The organism is Streptomyces violaceoruber (assembly GCF_033406955.1).
Taxonomy (GTDB): Bacteria; Actinomycetota; Actinomycetes; order Streptomycetales; family Streptomycetaceae; genus Streptomyces; species Streptomyces violaceoruber.
This window is the reverse complement of sequence record NZ_CP137734.1, coordinates 7,130,227-7,145,960: the sequence shown is the minus strand read 5'-3', so window position 1 is coordinate 7,145,960 and position 15,734 is coordinate 7,130,227. Positions and strand designations below refer to the sequence as shown.

11 protein-coding genes are annotated in these 15,734 nt (G+C 74.0%); 5 read left to right on the top strand and 6 right to left on the bottom strand.

Translation table 11 applies throughout. From position 1 onward, the window contains the following. Positions 1–14 precede the first annotated feature (14 nt). The 5 genes from R2E43_RS32045 to R2E43_RS32025 form a co-directional block, all read right to left on the bottom strand. On the bottom strand, positions 15–1,427 hold the full coding sequence (locus R2E43_RS32045) for an aspartate aminotransferase family protein (protein ID WP_265700427.1): 1,413 nt from the start codon (positions 1,425–1,427) through the stop codon (positions 15–17). Further along, positions 1,424–2,545, bottom strand: coding sequence for an SDR family oxidoreductase (locus tag R2E43_RS32040; RefSeq protein ID WP_332056788.1), 1,122 nt, complete (start codon positions 2,543–2,545; stop codon positions 1,424–1,426). The genes R2E43_RS32045 and R2E43_RS32040 overlap by 4 nt, the downstream gene beginning before the upstream one ends. A gap of 58 nt (positions 2,546–2,603) precedes the next feature. After that, positions 2,604–3,737 (bottom strand): acyl-CoA dehydrogenase family protein, encoded by a 1,134-nt coding sequence (locus tag R2E43_RS32035; protein WP_003977545.1) that lies wholly within the window; start codon positions 3,735–3,737, stop codon positions 2,604–2,606. Positions 3,738–3,809: 72 nt separating this feature from the next. After that, complete coding sequence (locus tag R2E43_RS32030; RefSeq protein ID WP_003977544.1) at positions 3,810–4,772, bottom strand: bifunctional lysylphosphatidylglycerol flippase/synthetase MprF; 963 nt, start codon at positions 4,770–4,772, stop codon at positions 3,810–3,812. Next, entirely contained in the window at positions 4,756–5,262 is a 507-nt protein-coding gene (locus tag R2E43_RS32025; protein ID WP_003977543.1) for a membrane protein, read from the bottom strand. Before R2E43_RS32025 ends, R2E43_RS32030 begins: the two co-directional genes overlap by 17 nt. Positions 5,263–5,424: 162 nt before the next feature. Here R2E43_RS32025 and pdxR point away from each other — a divergent pair, with 162 nt between their 5' ends. From pdxR to R2E43_RS32000, 5 genes are all read left to right on the top strand, one after another. Further along, positions 5,425–6,933: a MocR-like pyridoxine biosynthesis transcription factor PdxR gene (gene pdxR / locus R2E43_RS32020; RefSeq protein WP_093455699.1), complete on the top strand. Its 1,509-nt coding sequence runs from the start codon at positions 5,425–5,427 to the stop codon at positions 6,931–6,933. A gap of 144 nt (positions 6,934–7,077) precedes the next feature. Continuing rightward, positions 7,078–8,667, top strand: coding sequence for an alkaline phosphatase D family protein (locus R2E43_RS32015; RefSeq protein ID WP_332056787.1), 1,590 nt, complete (start codon positions 7,078–7,080; stop codon positions 8,665–8,667). Between the two features lie 150 nt (positions 8,668–8,817). Beyond that, on the top strand, positions 8,818–10,221 hold the full coding sequence (locus tag R2E43_RS32010) for an SWIM zinc finger family protein (RefSeq protein ID WP_011027699.1): 1,404 nt from the start codon (positions 8,818–8,820) through the stop codon (positions 10,219–10,221). Beyond that, positions 10,218–12,953, top strand: a complete 2,736-nt coding sequence (locus R2E43_RS32005) for a DUF7824 domain-containing protein (protein ID WP_189282889.1) — start codon at positions 10,218–10,220, stop codon at positions 12,951–12,953. Before R2E43_RS32010 ends, R2E43_RS32005 begins: the two co-directional genes overlap by 4 nt. Positions 12,954–13,068: 115 nt before the next feature. After that, positions 13,069–14,427: a GNAT family N-acetyltransferase gene (locus R2E43_RS32000; RefSeq protein ID WP_189282890.1), complete on the top strand. Its 1,359-nt coding sequence runs from the start codon at positions 13,069–13,071 to the stop codon at positions 14,425–14,427. A 24-nt stretch (positions 14,428–14,451) separates the two neighbouring features. Here R2E43_RS32000 and R2E43_RS31995 read toward each other — a convergent pair whose 3' ends face one another. Next, positions 14,452–15,675 (bottom strand): trans-sulfuration enzyme family protein, encoded by a 1,224-nt coding sequence (locus tag R2E43_RS31995; RefSeq protein ID WP_003977537.1) that lies wholly within the window; start codon positions 15,673–15,675, stop codon positions 14,452–14,454. Between the last annotated feature and the right edge of the window lie 59 nt (positions 15,676–15,734).

The window sequence follows — 15,734 nt, the reverse complement described above, 5'->3', positions numbered from 1 at the left end:
GCCAGGAGCCGGTGTCAGCCGGTCATGCGGTCGGCCGTGCCGCGCAGGGCCGCGCCGAGGGTGGTGAGGAACAGGTCGAGCGCGGAGTCCTCGACCACGGCCGGCGGGGTCAGCCGCAGCACCCGGGTGGAGTTGAGGGAGTTGTTGACGAGCACACCGCGGGAGATGAGTTCCAGCATGAGTTCGCCGACCGCCTGTTCTTCGGCGAACTCGATGCCGATCAGCAGACCCCGGCCGCGCACTTCGCGGACCAGCCCGCCCTGGTACGGCGCGCACACGTCCCGTACGGCGGTGAGGATGCGCGGGCCGAGCGCGGCGGCCCGCGCCACGGTGTCCTCCTCCTCCATGGCCCGTACGGTGGCGAGGGCGGCGGCGCAGGCGATCGGCGAGGCGCCGAAGGTGGAGGTGTGCAGGTAGGGGTCGCGGCTGAAGGGGGCGTAGGCCTCCGCGGTGGCGACCATCGCGGCGACCGGTACGACACCGCCGCTGAGTCCCTTGCCGACGAGCAGTACGTCCGGACGCACGTCCTCGGCGTCGACGCCCCACCAGGTGCCCAGCCGTCCCATGCCGGTCTGGATCTCGTCGACGACCAGCAGGGCGCCGTACGTCCGGCACAGCGCCCGCACCTGGCCGAGGTAGCCGGGGCGGGGGATGCGTACGCCGCCCTCGCCCTGGACGGGTTCGACGATGACGCAGGCCCGGTCGCGGTGGGCGGCCAGCGCCTGTTCGAGGTCGGCCGGGTCGTCGTAGGCCACCTGGGTGACGTCCGGGAGCAGGGGCTGGAAGGGCGTCTGGTACGTGGTGTTGGCGGTGACGCTCAGCGCGCCGAGGGTCTTGCCGTGGAAGCCGCTGCGGGTGGTGATCACCGAGGTGAGTCCGTGGGCGCGGGCCAGTTTCAGGGCCGCCTCGGTGGCCTCGGCGCCGGAGTTGACGAAGTGGACGTAGTCGAGGCCGGGTGGGGTGTGGGCGGCCAGGGCCTGGGCGGCCCGGGCGGCGACGGGTTCGAGGAGGACGCGGCTGGCCAGCGGGTGGGTGTCGATCTGCCGGTGCACCGCTTCGACGACGGCCGGGTGGCGGTGGCCCATGATGAAGACGCCGTAGCCGCCGAAGTCCAGGAAGCGGCGGCCGTCGTCGGCGTGGATCCAGACCCCCTCGGAGCGGACCTCGGCCATGCCGCCCATGACACGGCCCATCACGGCGCGGCCGGAGCCGATGTGCTTCAGGTAGAGGTCCACGATGTCGGGCCGGCCGGTCGGCGCGGCGGTTCCGGCACGCGGGGCGGAGGGCTCGCAGGACGGGGCGGAAGGCTCGGAGGACGGGGCGGAAGGCTCGGAGGACGGGGCGGAAGGCTCGGAGGGCGGGGCGGCCAACCCGGCGGACGGCCCGGTGGACGCGGTGGACGCGGTGGACGGGGGTGACACGGTCATGACGCCACCTCCATGGGGGCGGTCGCGGCGGATCGGTTCGGGCTGAGCAGGCCGGCCCTGTCCCCGGCCCAGCTCTCCGCGTTGCGCACGAGCGCGGCCCGGAGGTCGGTCCGGGTCGGGCGGGTGCCGCAGTCGGGTTCGCCGAGGGAGGTGCCGAACGGCAGCTCCCGCTGGAACACCAGCAGCAATTCCGCGTAGTACTCCAGCCGCCGCCTCAGGGACGCGGGCAGCGAGGTGCCCGCCAGCATGGGAAGGAGCAGCCGGTGCACGGCATCGGCGGGGATGAACCGGGGCCGCTGGGGCCGGGGCAGGCCGTGGCGTACGGCGACGTCCGCGCAGACGTCGGCGAACTCCCGCAGACCCATGGCCTCCTGGCCGGCCGTCAGCCAGTACTCTCCGTCGGCCACACCGCCCCGGACCAGGTCGCCGATGGCCCGCGAGACGTAGTCCCGGGGCACCATGTCGATCCGGGTCGCTGGGGCTCCGGGCAGCACCGGGGCCTGCCCCAGGACCATCGAGCCGATCATCCTGGTCAGCCCCTGCCGACCGGCGATCCGCCCGCTGCCGGAGTCACCCATGACGACCGAGGGCCGGACGATGGCGCCGGGCACGCCCGCCTCGCGTGTCATCTGTTCGGCCCTGGCCATGGAGTCGAGGTAGGCGGCCGCACCCGGGAAGTGCCGACGGTCCTCCTCGGTGGGGGTGTTGGCCACGAACGCGGTACTCACCAGGTACAACGGGGCGTCGGCCCGGGCCGCCAGGTCGAGCACGGTGTCGGCACCGCGCAGATTGGTGCGGGTGATGTCCTGTGGCGGGGTCCGCCAGTCGGTCTCGGCGGCGCAGTGCAGCACCACGTCCACCTCGAGGGCCAGTTCGTGCCAGGCCCGTGGGCTCAGGCCGAGCCGGGGAGCGACCAGGTCGCCCTGGAGCTCACGCACCCGCGGATCGCGCAACGGTGTGTCGCGGCGCAGGCACAGCAGGTCGAAGTCGGGTGACAGCTCGTCGATCAGGGCACGTCCGAGCACTCCGGAACCGCCGGTGAGCAGCAGGGAGGGGCGGTCGAGCCGTCCGGTACGGCCGACGGGCAGGAGGGCGAGACGCTGGTTGTCTGACGGCATGGGGGGTGGGTTCTCCCAACGGGTCTCGGCCACCGAAGGACGGTGGGGGCGCGCGCGGTCAGGCGATGGCGAGTGGCCGGTCCGCCAGGTACGCGGAGAACTGGGCGGTCATCCGGGAGCGCGCCGGCGGGTGCAGGGAGAGTCCGTTGGCGCAGGCGGCCAGGTGGCCCACCTCGTCGGACGTCATGAAGTTGAGGCCGCCGAGGAGTTCGACCGCGCGCGGGACGACTCGGGCGATGGCGTCCTGGACGCCGTAGCGCACGTACAACGCCTGGGCGAGCGCCGACTCGTCGAGGTCACCGGCGTCGATGCGCCGGGCGACGCACTCGGCGGTGGCCATGGCGGCCTCGGTCTCGACGAAGAGGCGTACGCGCTCGTACTCGGGGATGCGGTCGTTCAGCAGCACCCGCTCCACCAGTGCGCTCGCGGCGCCGAGGTAGCTGCCCGTCATCAGCGTCTCGAACCAGATCAGACCGGCCGTCTGAAGTTCGTCGAGCTGTTCCCCGGAGGTCGTCGCGGTGCGCAGCAGGAGTTCCGGCGGTACGAGGACATCGGTGAGTGTGACCTGCTCGCTCTCGGCCCCGGCGAGGAAGGCGCTGGACCAGAAGCCGCTGACGCTCAGCCCCTCGCTCTCCGCGGGCACGAGGGCCACGGCGAGTTCGTCCCCCTGCCCGTCCTCGCGCGGGATCATCACGCTGGCGGTGAGCACGTCCATGGAGTGGGCCAGGCTGCACGGCCGTTTGACGCCGTTGATCCGGATGCCGTCCGCGGTCACCGTGGCGGTCATCGACGGGTCGAGGGTGCCCGCGCCGCTGCGGCCCTCGGCGAATCCGGAGGCGAGCACGCGGTTGGACGAGGCCACGCCCTCGATCAGCATCCACTCCAAGCCGTCGCCGAGGCCGCCGAGCCCGACCAGGGTGGCCATGGAGAAGTGGTGCATGGTGGTGGCCACGGCCAGGGACGGCGAACGGCTGCCGATGGCCCGCTGCACGCGCAGGGCGTCGAGCGCGGTGGCGCCCCGGCCCTGGTGGGCCTCGGGGACGAGCAGTCCCGGACCGCCGCTGTCCCGGAAGTGCCGGATGCCCGGGCTGCCCGGCCGCTCCAGTTCCATCAGCGGGACCTCGCGCAGCGCGGGGTCCAGTTCGGGCAGCAGCTTCGCGAGGGTGGCGCGTTCACGCTCTAGGAATCTCATGGACGTGCAGTCCTCCAGGGTGGGATGAATACGGAATCGGCGCGGCACTCGGACGGCCGTGGACGCGGTGGCTCAGAGGGCGTTGGTGGCGCGCAGCAACTGCCAGACCGCGCCGGGGCGGGGCCTGCCGCGGAAGGCGATGTACTCCGGCAGGACCACGTGCGGGGCCCACTTCTGCTTGTACTCGAGCTGGGAGGCCGCGGGGTAGATCACGTCGCCGCGCTCGGCCAGGAGACGGGCGAACCGGGTGAACATACGGCTGGCACCGGGTAGTTCGTGCTCCGGGTCGAGCCCGGTGAACGGGGTGAAGCCGAAGTGCAGCCAGCCCGCTCCTTCGGCGGTCAGCCGCTCCATGACGGTGGCGTTGAGCGCCTCCATCACGCCGGGCGGAGCGTCGGGGCGGCGCCGGCTGAGATCGTGCAGCCAGCCGGAGCGGCTGCCGTAGACCGGCGAGTAGTTGATGTAGCCGGCCGTCTCGCCGTCGATCCGGCCGACGAACAGACGGCGGTGCCGCTGCAGGCTTCCGTTGCGCTGGCCGACGAGGAAGCGCAGCTCCTTGACGTGCCGGCCCTTGTCCCGCAGCCAGCACTGGTCGATCCGGTCCAGTTCGGCGCAGTCGTCGCCGGCCATGACCTCGGCGACCTCCAGGCCCGCCCGGCGGGCGCGCGAGATCTTGTTCCGCAGCCGGACGAACCGTGAGCCGCGCAGCGTGAAGCGGCTCAGGTCGACCGCGTACGACGCGCCGAGCTGGTTGACCGTGAAGCCGTGCGCCGCGTACAGCTCGGCGTCCGCCCGCTGCAGTTGCACGGCGACCAGACGGCGGCCGGCGTGGGCGGCGAACGCGTCCAGCAGGCGTGCCCGGTGTTCCGGCGCGGTGAACGGGCCGCCGAATTGCAGTACGTAGCGGCCCGAGGTGCGATAGGCGCAGGCGCCGTCGAACCCGCCGTCGTGGAAGTACGCGTTCCCGCTGTTGAGGGCGAGAAAGGAACTGGGGTTGTCGCTGTGCGCGGCGAGTGTGTCAAGTACGGACGGCATCGGCGTCCTCCACGGAAGTCCGCGCGGCGGTGCTTTCCCCGGAATTCGCCGCCGTGTGGTACCGCTGCTCGAACCTGCGGAACTCCGGGGTGGTTTCCGGCTCGAAGGCGACACCGAAGGGTTTGAGGGAGTTCCCGAAGAGGGCCCGGTCGCCCATGAGGTGGATCGGGAGGGCCAGCAGTGCCCATTCCGGCCGGACGAACAACGCCCACGCCCCGGCCAGGACACCAGCTGTGACCAGGCTGTGCATGGTGTTGTAGGCCACGTAGCAGGCTCGCGGAACGTGTCCGTCCGGGCTGCGCCGGAAGGCGATCGCGCCGGGCAGGTATCCGACGACGTCGATCACCGCGAACAGCAGCACGAAGACGGCCCAGCGGATTTCCGTGAGGTGCTGGAATGCGAGCACGAGCGATACGGTGAGAAAGCCCAGCCATTCGAGTCTGGAGAGAGCGAAGGTGGTCCTCGTCTCGAAACGGTTCTTGGCGTCCACGGGCGCTCCTGGATTGCGCGTACGATTCCGGGGCGCGGCCTCAACCTGCCCCCTCGCTGTGGTCTGTCACTCCGGTTTACGCACCAGCGGGTCCAACCCCTCGTAAAGTGGGGATGATTGAGAAGACGTGGTGCAGACGTGATGTTCGGGGGGACTTCTTTCATGACGTCGTCGACCGTTCCGGACGGCCCTCCGGGCTCCGCCGCCGGCAGCGCGGCCTGGGAGTTGCTGCTGCCCGCCGCCTCGGCACCGGCACGCGCGCGTGGCCGCGCCTTGCAGGAGGCCCTGCGCGACGCGGTCCGCTCGGGCCGGCTCGCGCCGGGCACCCGCCTCCCGTCCAGCCGGGACCTGGCGGCCGACCTCAAGGTGTCGCGGGGTCTGGTGACGGAGGCATACGAGCAGCTGACGGCCGAGGGCTATCTGCGCAGCGGACGGGGCGCGGGGACGTGGGTGGGGGACGCCGTACGGGCCGCCCGTCCGCGCGCGCGTGATCTCGCCCCGCGCTCCCCCGCCGATCGCGTCGACTTCGTGCCGGGGACACCGGATCTGTCGCTCTTCCCGCGCTCGGCGTGGGCCGCCGCGCAGCGGGGCGTACTGACGGAGCTGGAGCACGAGAGCCTCGGCTACCCCGACCCGCGCGGGCTGCCCCGGCTGCGGACCGCGCTGGCCGAGCTGCTCGCGCGGCGCCGGGGCGTGGTGGCCGACCCGGAACGGATCATGGTGGTCTCCGGCGTGGCACAGGCCACCTCGCTGCTGGCGAGCGTGCTCCACGCGCGCGGGACGCGCACCGCCGGTGTCGAGGACCCCGGCAGCCCTCAGCACCACGCCCTGTACGGCGCGGCGGGCCTCGGCACCGTGCCCCTCCCCCTGGACGACGAGGGCCTCGCCACGGGCCCGCTGTACGCGTCGGGCGTCCGGCTCGTGGTGGCGACACCGGCCCACCAGTTCCCCACCGGGATCGCCTACTCGGCGCGGCGGCGCGCCGAACTGCTCGACTGGGCACGGTCCGTGGACGGCCTGGTCCTGGAGGACGACTACGACGGCGACTTCCGCTACGACCGCGCTCCTGTGGGCGCGCTCCAGGGGCTGGATCCGGAACGCGTCGCCTATACGGGCTCGGTGAGCAAGTCCCTGGCGCCGGGGCTGCGGCTGGGCTGGCTGCTGGTGCCCGACTGGCTGGCGGACGACGTCGTCGAGCGCAAGCGGACCACCGACCTCGGGCATCCGGCCCTCGACCAGGCGCTCTTCGCCCGCTTCGTCGAGCGCGGCGACTACGACCGCCAGCTCCGCGTCTGCCAGCGCGCCTACCGGGAGCGCCGCGACACCCTCGTGGGCGCCCTGGCCGAGTACTTTCCCGGCGCGCGGGTCACCGGCATCGCCGCGGGCCTGCACGCCATCGTCACGCTCCCCGAGCGGTACGGTCCCGAGGAGGTCTTCCTCGCGCGCGTGGGCGGGGCCGGCGTCGCGGTGCGCACCCTGGCGGCGTACGGGCACGGCGGGGCGGCCGGTGGCCCGGGGGCCGGTGATCCGGCAGGCGATGGTCCAGCGGCCGGTGATCCGGCAGGCGATGGTCCGGCGGCGGGCAAGGAGGTGCGGCTGGTGCTGGGGTACGCGCACCTGACGCCTGCACGGATCCGGGCGGGGCTGGAGAGGATGGCCCGGGCGGTGTGACACGGCCCCGCCGCTCGCGAACGACGACCGCTCGGGCCGTCCGGGTTGTTCACCCGCAATTTCCGTGGGCGCCTCGCCGTGCCAGTAGGTCTGGCTTCACACCGGTCCGAACACTGGCCGGATCCCGTCTCTGGAGGCGCATCCATGTCACAACGTCGTCCGCTGCCCGGCCGCCGCGGCGTGCTGCGCGGTTCGCTCGCCGCGTCGGCCGCCCTGACCCTGCCCACCGCCCTCGGGACGGCGCCGGCGTTCGCCCGTTCCGGGCGGCCGGGGGCGGGCTGGGGCGTGCAGGCCGGAGACGTGACCTCCCACTCCGGCCTGGTGTGGGTGCGGTCGGACCGGCCGGCCCGGATGATCGTCGAGACGTCCGCGACCGAGTCGTTCCGCCATGCCCACCGCCGGCACGGCCCGCTGCTCGGGCGCGACACCGACTTCACCGGCACCACCCGGCTGCGCGGCCTGCCGCCGGGCGAGCAGATCCACTACCGTGTGCTCCTCGCCGACCCGGACGACCCGCGCCGCACCGGCGAGCCGGTCACCGGGACCTTCCGCACCGTGCCGGTCCGCCGGCGCGACGGCGTGCGCTTCGTGTGGTCCGGCGACCTCGCGGGCCAGGGCTGGGGCATCAACCCCGACCTCGGCGGCTACCGCATCTACGACGCCATGGGCGCCCTGGACCCGGACTTCTTCCTGTGCAGCGGCGACAACATCTACGCGGACGGCCCCATCGCGGAGACGGCCGCCCTGCCCGACGGCGGCACCTGGCGGAACATCACGACCGAGGAGAAGTCCAAGGTCGCCGAGACCCTCGCCGAGTTCCGCGGCAACTTCCGCTACAACCTGCTCGACGAGAACCTGCGGCGCTTCAACGCGCAGGTCCCGTCGATCGTCCAGTGGGACGACCACGAGGTGCGCAACAACTGGTACCCGGGCCAGGTGATCGCGGACACGGACGACCGGTACACCGAGAAGCGCGTCGACGTCCTGGCGGCCCGCGCCCGGCGCGCGTTCGCCGAGTACTTCCCGGTCTCCTCCCTGCGCCCCGGCGCGCGCGAGGGACGGGTGCACCGGGTCCTGCACCAGGGCCCCCTGCTCGACGTGTTCGTCCTGGACATGCGGACGTACCGCAACGCCAACTCCCCCGGCGAACAGGCCGTGGACCCGCAGGGCATCCTGGGCCGCGAGCAGCTGGAGTGGCTCAAGCGGGAGCTGGCGCGGTCGCGAGCCGTGTGGAAGGTCATCGCGGCGGACATGCCGTTCGGTCTCGTCGTGCCGGACACCACCGAGGGCGCGCCCCACATCGAGGCGATCGCGCAGGGCGACCCCGGCGCACCCCTGGGCCGCGAGCTGCAGATCGCCGAACTGCTGCGCTTCGTCAAGCACCGCAGGATCACCGGCACCGTGTGGCTGACGGCCGACGTGCACCACACCTCGGCCCAGCACTACCAGCCGTCGCGGGCCGCGTTCGGTGACTTCGAGCCGTTCTGGGAGTTCGTGTCCGGGCCCCTCAACGCGGGCGCGTTCCCGGCCAGCGAGCTGGACGGCACCTTCGGTCCCGAACGGGTCTTCGTGAAGGCGCCGACCGCCTCGAACGTCTCCCCCGCGGGCGGCTACCAGTTCTTCGGCGAGGTGGACATCGACGGCGGCAGCGCCGAGATGACGGTGCGGCTGCGCGAGCAGGACGGCACGGTGCTGTTCACGAAGGTGCTGCGACCGGGCCGGGTGGGCCAGTAGTCCCGTAATCTGTCGGCTGTGCCGCGCACCGGCGTCATCCCCCGGTGCGCGGCCCTGCGCCGTCCTGCGGCGGGTGCTTCGACTTCCCCTCCGACGTAGTTGTTTCCGCAGGTCAAAACGATTGTCAGTGGTCGCCTCTACGGTTTTTCCATGACGCGATCTTTGCAGGCCGTGGCCTATCGACGACCCTCCGTGCTGGAGTCCGCGGCGGGCGGACAGCACCTGGGGCTGGAGACCTCCCGGGGTGCGACACCCGCCGGCGCCGTGGACCATCCGCGGTTCTTCGCGGGCTTCCTGACGGCCCCTCAGAAGGCGTCCACGGCGCTGCTCGCGGTGGCCGACGTGGCCGCCGCGCGGTACTACCAGCCGCAGCTGCGGGCCTCGCTCGACCCGGTGGTGACGGGCAGCGGCGACCGGCTCCGCTTCGAGTCCTTCTCCGGCTGCGGCGGGGTCTACGCCCGCCTGGACGTGCTGGAGGCGGGCCTCGACGGCGGCGAGGTCGGACACGGCACTACGAACGTCGACGTCAACAACCCCTTGCGCGAGGCCCTGTCCCGGATCGGCGCCGACGACCCGCTGCACCTGCGGGTGGGTCCCGAGGAATTGGCGGTGACCACGCTGGACGGTCCGGTCGTGGAGAAGAAGGTGCCGCTGCCGGACCGGTGGCTGCGCGGTTTCGCCGAGGCCCAGGTCATAGCGGCCGGCTTCGACCTGCGGGCCGAACTGGACGCGGCCGAGGCGGTGCGTTTCCTGCGCGCGCTGCCCCGCGGCGGCAGGAGCGCGGCGACCGGCCTCCGGTGGGTGGTGCCCGCCGGGCGTTCACTGCGGCCGACGACGCGTGCGGTGCCCGGCGCGGTGTGCCTGCCCGGTCCCGAGCGGCTGGTCGCGCTGCAGCGCGTACTGCGGCACGCCACGGCCCTGCGGGTCTACGGACCGGCGGTCGCCTCGGGGGCCGCCGCCACGGCCTCCGCCTGGGAGGTGCTCCTGCCGGGTATGCGGCTCACCCTCACCCTGTCCCCCGACGCCGCCCGCGGGTTCTCCGGTGAGGGCGGTGTCCTCGACGCGCTCGCCACCGACGAGGCGGCCGCGGACGCCGAGCTGATCTCGGTGCTCCTCGCCTGGGAGCCCCGGATCGACATCGCCGACCTGGCCGCCGCCTCGGGCCTGACCGCCGAGCGGGTGCGTGCGGCGCTGGTCCGCCTCGGCACCTCGGGGCGCGTCGGGTACGACACCGCCGAGGCGGCCTACTTCCACCGGGAGCTGCCGTACGACGCGGAGCGCGTGGAGCGGCACAATCCCCGGCTGCGTTCGGCCCGCGCCCTGGTGGCGGCGGGCGGGGTCGTCCTGGACGGTCCGATCGGGACGGTCACGGCCGAGGACGGTCATGTGCACCGGGTGCGCGAGGAGGCGGGGGTGCTCTCGTGCAGTTGCCTGTGGTGGGCCAAGTACCGGGGCGGGCGCGGTCCGTGCAAACACGCGCTGGCGGTGCGGATGGTGCGGCGGGGTTCCGGCGAGTCGCAGGGTGCGGTTCGGATCGACGGGGGTGCGCGATGACGACGACGGTGGCGAGTGCGGTGGTGACTCCGGCTGCGACTGCGACTGCGACTGCGGACACGACGGGGCTGCTGGTGACGGCGGTGCGAGCGGGTCGGACGGCCGAGGTCGTGGCGCTGCTCGACGGCATGACCGACGCGCAGCGGCGCGCCGCTTTCCCCGAGTTGAAGGCGGTCCGACAGGAGCTGAGGACGGCCCGCTGGTCCGCGGACTCCCGCCGGGCCCACCCGGCGCTGCACGCGGCCGGGGCGGCGTGCCAGACCGGCGCCGCGGCCGTGGCGAACTGGCTCGCGGCCGTCGACATGCGCTGGTCGCAGGCGTCTCCGGCGGTCCTGCTGCATGTGCTGGGCGACCGCGATCGCGGGTGGCTGGCCGACGTGGCGCACCGCCTCGCCCAGCGACCGGCCGCCTCCAACGTGTCGTACGAGCTGATGGCCGGCCTGGTGCGGTTGTCCGGCTGCCCGGTGCCGACGACGGAGGCGTACGTCCAGGGCTGGCTCACCCACGTCGGCGGCGACTGGCAGCGCGGTGGCACGGTCTGCGACCGCCTGCGCCGGGACCCGCACCTCGCGGAGCTGGTCGCCGCCCTCTTCCGCACCGAAGGCGTCGGCACGCAGCTCGGATGGCTGTCCGGCGACGGGCCCGAGAGCTGGACCAGCGCCCTGGCGCGGCTGACCGGCGAGGGCGTGCTCGACCGACGGTCCGTGGTCGACGCGTGCGTGGCACGGCTGCTGCGCGGAGGCGCACCGGCCGAGCTACGGGTGTTCCTGCGCCTGCTGAAGGACCTGGCCCTCACCCGCGAGGAGGAGCGCCGGCGGGCGGCCGACTGGACGGCGCTCGCCTCGGACGCGATGCCGACGGTGGCCTCCCACGCCCAGTCGGTGCTGGGCGCCCTGGCCCTGGCAGGCGAGTTGTCCCCGCGGCGGTTGGCGCAAGTGACCGAGGCGGTGCTGTTCCGCACCGAGAAGAAGCTCGTGCGGGCCCAGCTCGTGCTGCTCGGCAAGGTACTCACCAAGAACCGGTCCGCGGCCGGTGAGTTGCTGCCGGCCGCCGCCCGGGCGTTCGGGCACGAGGACTCCGACGCGCAGGAGCGGGCGCTGAAGCTGGTCGAGCGCCACGTCGGCAAGGTCACCGCCGCGGAAGTCCGGGAGGAGCTGGCCGGGGCGGCCGAGCAGTTGATTCCCGCCCTGCGCGCCCGGGCGGTGCGCACCCTGGGAGCGACACCGCCGGACTCGGTGCCCGTGGCCCACGAGGAGGTACTGCCTCCTCCGCCGCAGCCGGTGCGCCTGGCCCCCGCTCCCGCGGCGGCCGTCGAAGTCGCCGAGGAGATCAGCGCGTTGCTGGCCTCCGGAAGTGACGTGGCCGTGTTCGAGCGCGCCCTGGACGGCCTGGTCCGGCACGCGCACCTGGACCGGGACGCCCTGCTGGAGGCCCTGGAACCGGTGGTCGCCCGCCGCTGGTGGGCCGAGGGGGAGCGGCGGCACGGCCACCGGTCCGACGACTTCTTCGCCCGCCGCCACGAACTGTTCGACGACGCGCGCGCCTTCGACCTGCTCCTGGCGACCTTGTACGGGAAGGTCCGGACGGACACCTTGCACCGCGTGGTCCACGACGGGTTGACGAACTCCGGCTGCGCGCACAACTCCCTGGCCCGCCCCTTCGAGGCCCGCGTGTGGGAGGTGGCCCACCGGCTGCGTACCGACCCCCAGCCGTTCCTGCTGGCCACCCCCACCTGGGGCACGGGTCTGCTCGAACCCGGCGAGCTGGTGGACCGCCTGGACGCCTACCGCCGCGCGGGCGCCCGGGTCGCGGCGGTCGACTTCGGTCAGGCGCTGCTGCGGGTGCGGCGGGACAACCGCCCGGCGGCGCTCGCGGCGGCTGAACGCGCGGCGGCGCTGGGGACCGAGGAGGGGGAGCGGCTCGCGCGCCGGCTGCTCACCGAGCGGGCCGCCCCTTCCGTCACCCGGCGGACGGCGGACACCCGGATCCTGGTGGAACTCGGTGAGGTGCCCGACCTCCGGGCGGAGGAGTTCCCCGCCGCCCTGCGGCTGCTGGGGCGTCCGGTGAACCCGGACTCGGACCACTGGTACTGCAGTCACTGGAGCGGCGCGATGCGCCCGCACTGGTTCGCCCTGCTGCCCGAGCGACCGGAGCTGGTGGCCGCACGGCTGCTGCGGGACGTGTCCGAGGCGGCCGTGCACGACCAGCAGGGCACCGCCGCCTCGGTGCTGCCCCACCTCGCCGACGCGGACGGCGAGGCCGGCGAGGCCGTGCATCTGTCCGTGGCCTACGGGCTGGGTGCGCGGCACGCCGAGGACCGGCTCGCAGCGGTGGACGCCCTGCTCGTACTGGCGGCGCGCGGTCGGCTCGAAGCCGGCCGGCTGGGCGCGGATCTCGGCCAGTTGGTCCGGCGCGGCGCGGTGAAGCCGGCGCGGCTCGCGGACGCGGTGCGCACCGCCGCGGCGACGGGGGCGAACGCCACGGTGTGGGCGGTCCTGCGCCAGGTGCTCCCCGTGCTGCTCGCCGACCTCTCCACCGGTGGCGCCACGACGTCCTCGGCCCGTGGGCTCGGTGAACTGCTGGCCGTGGCGGCCGAGTGCGCCGAACGGACGGGCGAACGGGGCTCTCTGCCGCACCTGTCGGGGGTGGCGGACCGCCGCGGTACGTCACGGCTGGTGACACAGGCGCGGCGGCTGCGGGAGGCGCTGGCGGCGGCACCCGCGGCCGCCTGACTCCCATATCGGCCCGAAAGGCAAGAACTCCCCAGAAGCCTTCTTTACCCATCGGTCACAGAGCGTTCGTGATCACGCAACACCATTCCTTCACAGTGGGTGCATGAGTCGAGACATGTCTGATGTGACGGATGCCGTGGTGCGCCTGGTCGACCACGGCCCCACGGTGCCCGCCCTGGTGCTGGCCTCGCTGGCGGCACTGATCGCCACGGCGGGTTTCCACACCCGGTGGTCACGACGCCACGGGCAGGCGCCACCGGCCGACGATACCGGCGCCCGGCCGCCGACCGCCGAGCGGCCGGCCGGGACCGGACCGGCCGGGAGCGGATCGGCCGGGAGCGAGCCGGGCGGGTCCGGGCCCGGCGGTGAGAGCGCGCTGTGGCGGATGCGCACGACGGTGCGGGACGCGCCGGGGTCGCTGGCAGTGCTCTGCGCGGCCCTCGCCGACCGGCGGATCGACATCCTGAGCCTGCAGACGCACCCGCTGACCGAGGGCACGGTGGACGAGTTCCTGCTCCGTGCCCCGGGCGAGCTGAGCGCCGCCGAGCTGGCCGAGGTGGTGACGACGGCGGGCGGTGCCCGGACCTGGACCGAGCGGGCGGACGCCCACGACCTGGTCGACGCGCCCACCCGGGTGCTGGGCCTGGCCGCCCGCACCGCCCTGGACGCGGCGGAACTCCCGTTGGCACTGCGCCAGTTGCTGGGCCGCTGCACCATCAGGTCCCTCCCGGCGCCCGCGGACGACGGGGCGGGGGCACGAGCGGCGGCCGCGGTACCGCCGGAGGGCGCGCTGGAGGACACCGTGCTGCGGCTGCGCGCCCCCGAGGGCGGGGTGATCAGCGTCGAGCGGCCCCATCTGCCGTTCACGCCGGCCGAGTTCGCGCGGGCGCGGGCGCTGGTCGAGCTGGACGCCCGGCTCGGTCCGCGGGTCCCGCGCGGCCGGGACGTGCTGACGCTGCCCGAGGGCAGCGACATCACCGTCCGCCGGGCCGACACACGTGACGTTCCGGCCGCGAAGGCGATGCACGAGCGCTGCTCGGCGCGGACGCTGGGGATGCGGTACCACGGTCCGGTCGGGGATGCCGACCGGTACCTCAACCACCTGCTCAGCCCCCGTTTCGGCCGCACCCTCGCCGTGCAGACCGCCTCGGGGCGGCTCGTGGGACTCGGCCACCTGTTGTGGGACGGGGACGAGACGGAGGTCGCGCTGCTCGTCGAGGACGGGTGGCAGCGCCGCGGCATCGGCGGCGAACTCCTGGCCCGGCTCGTGGCGATGGCGGCCGACGCGGGCTGCGAGAGCGTGTACGCGATCACGCAGGCGTCGAACACCGGCATGGTCGCCGCGATGCGTGGCCTGGGCCTCCCCCTCGACTACCAGATCGAGGAGGGGACCCTGGTCGTCACGGCCCGCCTGGACCCGGCCGCCCAAGCCGCGGCACGGCTGCCGCAGGCGGAGCGGATCGGCCGGGAGTGACGGGCGGCAGGCGCGGTGGCGCGGTCAGTCGGCCCGCGACAGCGCCTCCCGCGGCGAGACGGCCCCGGCCGCCCGCTCCCCCAGGGCCCGGTCCAGGTCGGCCCACAGGTCGTCGACGTCCTCCAGGCCGACCGACAGCCGCAGCAGCCGGTCGCCGACCCCGGCCCCCCGCCGGTCGTCCGCGTCCACGATGCGGTGGCTGATCGACGCCGGGTGCTGGATGAGCGTGTCGACGCTGCCGAGGCTCACGGCCGGGGTGATCAGCCGGACACCGGCGATGACCGCGTGCGGGTCGCCGTGGACCTCGAAGGAGACCATCGCACCGCCGATGCGCGGGTAGTGGACGCGGGCCACCCGCGGGTCGGCGGCCAGCCGCCCGGCCAGGTCGGCGGCGTTGGCGGAGGCGGCCCGTACCCGCACGGGCAGGGTGGACAGCCCACGCAGCAGGAGGTAGCCGGCCAGCGGGTGCAGCACTCCGCCCGTGGCGAAGCGGACCTGCCGCAGCCGCCCGGCGAACTCCTCGTCGCAGGCGACCACGCCCGCCAGTACGTCCCCGTGCCCGCCCAGGTACTTGGTGGCGCTGTGCAGCACCAGCCGGGCCCCGTGCTCGGCGGGGCGCTGGAGCACGGGCGTGGCGAAGGTGTTGTCCACGAGCAGCGGCACCGACCCGCAGGCGTGGGCGACGGCCCGCAGGTCGACCTCGGCCAGCGTCGGGTTGGCCGGCGACTCCACGAGCACCAGTCCGGTGTCCGGGCGCAGCGCGTCCGCGACGCCCGCCGGGTCGGTCCAGGTGACCTCGGACCCGAGCAGCCCGGCGGTCAGCAGGTGGTCACTGCAGCCGTACAGGGGCCGTACGGCGACGACGTGACGGAGCCCCATCGAGCCGCGGACCAGCAGGACGGCACTCAGCGCGGCCATGCCGCTGGCGAAGGCGACTGCGGCCTCCGTGCCCTCCAGCCGGGCCAGTGCCGTCTCGAAGCGGGCGACGGTCGGGTTGCCGAGGCGGCCGTAGACGGGCGGCCCGTCCGGCTCGGCACCGGTCGCGGCGAACGCGTCGATGCGGGCGGCCTCGCCGCGGCTGTCGTACGACGGGTAGGTCGTGGACAGGTCGATGGGCGGGGCGTGCAGTCCCTGGGCGGCGAGGTCGTCGCGGCCGGCGTGCACGGCTTCGGTGGCCAGTGCCCTGCCCGCGGGTGCGGTGAAGCGTACGTCGTCGGGTGGTGACGTGTGCGTGCGCGCTGAGTCCATGGCCGAAGGGTGAACACCGGCCGGGACGACGGGGCCGTACTCCGTGCTACGTTCGGGCC